The following is a 4,935-nucleotide window of genomic DNA, read 5'->3' on the forward strand; positions in this document are numbered from 1 at the left end:
AACACAATCAGGAAAAAGTGATGGCATAAAGAGGAGTCCCTCTTTTATTTTTTAAAACTGTATACTTTTGAGCATTTCAAGTTGATTAAGTGCTTAAAATTATGGGGTTTTGACACCATAATCATACTATTATAATTATATTATATTTTTAGTCGTGTGTTTTTGTAATTTTATTATATTATTGCACGGTTTCAAGTCTGGAGTGTTTAAAATGAGTGAAAAATCGATCCGTCTGCCTCTGCAAAATATAGAGGTCAATGCCAATACATTAAAAATTATAGCAATAGTCGCTATGTTCGTTGACCATTTTTCTCGCCTTGTCACTGAATTCGGCAGCTCCGAACGCTGGATTGCCCATCTAGCGGGAAGGCTGGCTGCGCCCTTGATCTGTTATTTAATAGCTGAAGGGCATCATTATACATCAAACAAAAAGAGATACATTTTCAGGCTGTTTATTTTTGCAATCGTTTCTCATGTGCCATATAACTTGTACTTTGGACTTGGAATGTTCAGCGCTACAAGTGTAATCTGGACTCTCATGCTGGGCGTCATTGCTCTATCTGTCTTAACAATGGAGAACTGGAGTGTGCTCGTCAGAATGATTCTGCTCGGAATCATCTTTATCCTCTCCATGCCGGCTAACTGGCACTATGTTGGAGTTTTGTGGATTATCGTTTTTGGTCTCTTCAGGGATTACCCTAAACTGAAAGTAGTAATGTTTGTTCTAGTTGCCCTAGTTTTTTACATTATACCCGGACTTCAGGACATGGGTCTCTATGCCAGCTACCGGTTCGGTGCACTGCTGACCATCCCTTTTTATGGATGGTACAACAATAAACCAGGTATGCGAAATGCCTTTACTAAATGGGCATTCTACTGGTTCTATCCCCTGCATTTGCTACTGCTTCTTGCAGTCAGAGTGCTGATGGGATGATTAAAAGCAAGGTAGATAGTCAGGATGAGCTGGACCTGATGTCTAAAAACGTGTAATAGGAGTTTGAAATTTGAATAGAAAAGAAACCGCATTGAAAACAGTTATCGCCCTTCTAAGCTTGCTGATAGTAGCCGGAATAGTTTTCCTGATAAGCAGAACACTTAGTACGAACGATGTTGAGGAGGAAGAACAGGAAAGGCAGAGAGAACAAGTTGTAGAAGATCCTGTGGACACACCCCCTTCACTTCCTATATTCTATAATGATGTGTTTGAACTGCCTGTAATTGGAGCAGCCGGCTATACATCAATAGAAGAAGATCTATACGGGGCGCCGGACCCCACCTCTGAAATTTTTGCTGTTCTGCTGCCTGGAACGCCCTTTGAAATAAGAGCGGAATATGAAGACTGGTGGATGATCAGAACGGAAAACGAGGAAGGCTGGATCAGACACCAGGCAGCATTTATCAATATGCCTGATATTGCCCCCTCGATTGTCTATGATCATGCAAACAGCTATTCCTCGCTATTCATGTCTTCCTATATTGAGATCCCGGATGTCACTGGAGAGTCGATCAGTAATATGATCGACTTCAACGACCGTCTGAACAGAGAAGAATTTATATTTCCAATTTTATACAGTACGGCGCAGAAACTGTTTCAGGCTCAGCAGCTTGCTATGCTGAATGGAGAAACACTCGTCCTTTATGAGTCATTTCGTTCACAAGAAAACAGTGTGCTGGTCAGAGAATCTCTGGTAGAACTTATTGAAGAAAATGAAGAAGTAGGAGCGGGTGTGACAGAGGCACCTTGGAGTATCGGCTGGTTCATTCATTCAGGTATCTCCAATCATAACCGGGGAGCAGCTGTAGATATCAGTCTGGCTCAGGTGAACGAGGTTTCTGAGCGTGTAGTTGGGGATTACCTGTTTATGGAAGTGACTGATTATACTGAGTACGAGATGCACACCCCGATGCACGAATTGAGTGTCGATTCAGCTATTTTTGAGGAACCGATAAGCTCGTTGGATCGGGATGGATGGCGTGAACTGGACATTCATCCTGATGCGTCTGAGCATGCTGTGAGGCTGCAGGAATATATGGTTGGAGGAGGATTCACTCCTCTTGCTTCAGAATGGTGGCATTTCAATGACCTGGATATTCTTGAACTACTAGGTCCGGATGCCAGTACAGGAGATTTCGATATCAGTCGGACAATCAATAGTCAGCCTAAATGGCAGGATGTGCAGGAAAATATTGATTGAGACTGCTGGTTTTGAGTACAAACAATTTAGAAGGCCAGTAAAAACAGGTGAAATGAAAATCTGAAGTCAGTTCCCAAATACTAGTTAATGAAAAGAGTGAAACTAATTATATGGAACCAAATGTAATCGGTGTGCTGGGAGGGATGGGCCCGCTTGCTACAGCCAGTTTCTTTAGAAAAATCATCGAAGAAACCGAGGTCACTAAAGATCAGGATCATTATCGTGTGATTATTGACAGTAATCCGAAAATACCTGACCGAACAAAAGCCATTCTGTACGGGGGAGAATCTCCTCTATCTGAAATGATAAATACAGCACAGAATCTTGAAAAATCTGGGGCCACTGTACTGGCTATGCCTTGCATTACAGCGCACTACTTTCATGAAGAAATACAGAAGCATGTTTCCATTCCCTTTTATCATGTCCTTCAAGGATTAGATGAGTATTTAGCGGATAACTTTGCTTCTGTTACTAAAATAGGCGTGCTTTCAACAACAGCAACGAAAGAAACAGAACTTTTTCAAACGTACATTAAAAGCAAATCCGTTCTATTCCCCGATCATTCGGTACAGGAAGATAAAGTCATGCGGGCAATTTTCGGTGAGAAGGGAATCAAACAAGGAAACAGCGGCGAGTATCCAAAACAGTTGCTTAAAGAAGCAGCGGATCAGCTGATCGACGAGATGGGCTGCGAGCTGATCATTGGTGGATGCACAGAAGTGGAACTGGTCCTGGGATCAGACGATTTGAGTGTGCCTTTCATCGATCCGATGAGAGCGGCAGCGAGGATGCTGACAGGAAGATAAAAAACAAATCGTAGAATGAGGTAGGGATAATACACGTCTGCGTAAGAGTATAGGTAAATTAAGGAGATCTTAAAGTGAAATGGAGAGAAATAATACATCAGATTGAAGGTATCGAAACAGACGATGATCTGAATACTATTGAAATAGCAGGAATCAATGAACGGGCAGACAGAATAAGCGAAGGAGAAATTTTTGTCGCCATCAAAGGATTTCAGAAAGATGGACATGATTTCATTGATCAGGCTATTGATAATGGGGCAGCTATGATCATCGGGCAGAAACCTGTGACGGGGTTATCTGTCCCGTATGTTCAGGTGGAAGATTCCAGAAAAATGCTCGGAACACTGGCTGCAAGTTATTATGGCTATCCTTCAAGAAGTAAGTTAGTGATTGGAGTGACCGGAACGAATGGTAAAACTACGACGGGGCTCTTCACTACGCATCTGCTGAGAAAAGCAGGTTATACGGTCTCCTTCTTTGGAACGGTATTTAATGAAGTGAACGGCAGACGGGTGGACAGTTCATTAACTACTCCAAGCGCTTCGGAAATTCAGAAATTTCTGGCTGAATCAGATGACGAAACAGTCGTAATAGAGGTGTCTTCACAAGGTCTGCAGCAGCACCGGATGGAAGGAATGCTCTTCGATTATGGTCTGTTCACCAATCTCCAGCATGACCATCTGGACTATCATAAAACAATCGAAGAGTACTTTTCAGCAAAAAAGAAGCTGTTTTCATTTCTTAAACCCGGAGGGAAAGCTGTCATCAATATCGAAGACACATGGGGGAAAACTCTGAAAGACCTTCTTCTCGAAGAGGACATAGAGGTTCTGACAGTAGGAGAGTCAGATGAGGAGAACACTCATTTTACATTCCGTGCTGAAGGAGAGAGCGAACTCCTGATGGATGGGAAGACAGTTAAAGTGGATGCGCCGTTACCAGGCAAGCACAATCTGCTCAACTTAGCCATGGCAGGAACTGTAGTGAAAGATATAGGACATGATATCAGTAATCTGAATGAAATGATCAAAGACCTCGAGCCTATTCCAGGACGGTTTGAAGTGTATACAATAAAGGATGACGTCAAGGCGATCATTGACTATGCGCATACGGCTGAAGCGCTAGAGGCAGTCTTATCAACATGCAGGAGCTTGTATCCTGATCATAGAATATGCCATATTTTTGGCTTCAGAGGCAGTCGTGATCATTCCAAACGTGAGAAAATGTTCGATGCGTCCGTTTCAGGAAGCGACTGCACTCTTATGACACTGGATGATCTGAATGAAGAACCGGAAGAGATCATGAAAAACAGCTATATGAAGCTGGCACTGAAGCATCCTGAAGATAAAGTGAAGGTAATCATGGACCGGACGATGGCCGTCAAACAAGTCATTGACGAAGCAGAAGAAAAGACGCTTATTATTCTTACAGGAAAAGGACATGAAAAGTACACAAGCACCTTTAACCTCTCCACCCATACGGATAAAGAGACAATCGACTACTTTGTAGACTATTATTCATTTTAAACTGAGAGTTTATCTTTCCATCACAGGTCAGTTGACCAGGGTAAGGTAAACTTTTTTTCTATGCCTTTCTGGGATGAGTGTTGAAGTTGGTCTGTCTGGAAGGGGGGGTAATACAGACTGGGTACGGGCTAGCAGTGGAACTCGAAGAAGAGACGAACCTGAGTTGAGGAGCAAACGCGATAGCCCCGGAACTCGAATGGAAAATCGTAACTGAGTTCAAATGCAATCACTTTATGCTTTAAGTTTGAGAGGAGAGAACCCGTTAAAACGGGTTTTGACTACTTAATGAAACAGAGTAATCCTAAAAATAACTAATCTCTGGACATTATATATCTGAAAACAGATCAGCTACTAAAGATTATAAGAGAGGTAAAAAAAACCTTGACATCTATAGACTACAATTGTAAA

The 4,935-nt window shown here is 42.3% G+C and carries 4 protein-coding genes; all 4 read left to right on the top strand.

What is annotated here, in order from left to right; all coding sequences use genetic code 11:
- Window positions 1-211 precede the first annotated feature (211 nt).
- The 4 genes from ACYQ4S_RS10725 to ACYQ4S_RS10740 all read left to right on the top strand — a co-directional run bounded on the left by ACYQ4S_RS10725 (window position 212) and on the right by ACYQ4S_RS10740 (window position 4,527).
- Window positions 212-934, top strand: a complete 723-nt coding sequence (locus ACYQ4S_RS10725) for a TraX family protein (protein ID WP_459771070.1) — start codon at window positions 212-214, stop codon at window positions 932-934.
- A gap of 70 nt (window positions 935-1,004) precedes the next feature.
- The gene (locus ACYQ4S_RS10730) at window positions 1,005-2,195 is read left to right on the top strand and encodes an SH3 domain-containing protein (protein ID WP_459771072.1); all 1,191 of its coding nucleotides are present in this window, start codon (window positions 1,005-1,007) and stop codon (window positions 2,193-2,195) included.
- Between the two features lie 110 nt (window positions 2,196-2,305).
- Window positions 2,306-3,001, top strand: coding sequence for a cysteate racemase (cuyB, locus tag ACYQ4S_RS10735; RefSeq protein WP_459771074.1), 696 nt, complete (start codon window positions 2,306-2,308; stop codon window positions 2,999-3,001).
- Window positions 3,002-3,075: 74 nt separating this feature from the next.
- On the top strand, window positions 3,076-4,527 hold the full coding sequence (locus ACYQ4S_RS10740) for a UDP-N-acetylmuramoyl-L-alanyl-D-glutamate--2,6-diaminopimelate ligase (protein ID WP_346025617.1): 1,452 nt from the start codon (window positions 3,076-3,078) through the stop codon (window positions 4,525-4,527).
- Window positions 4,528-4,935 lie beyond the last annotated feature (408 nt).

The organism is Alkalibacterium sp. s-m-28 (assembly GCF_054658175.1).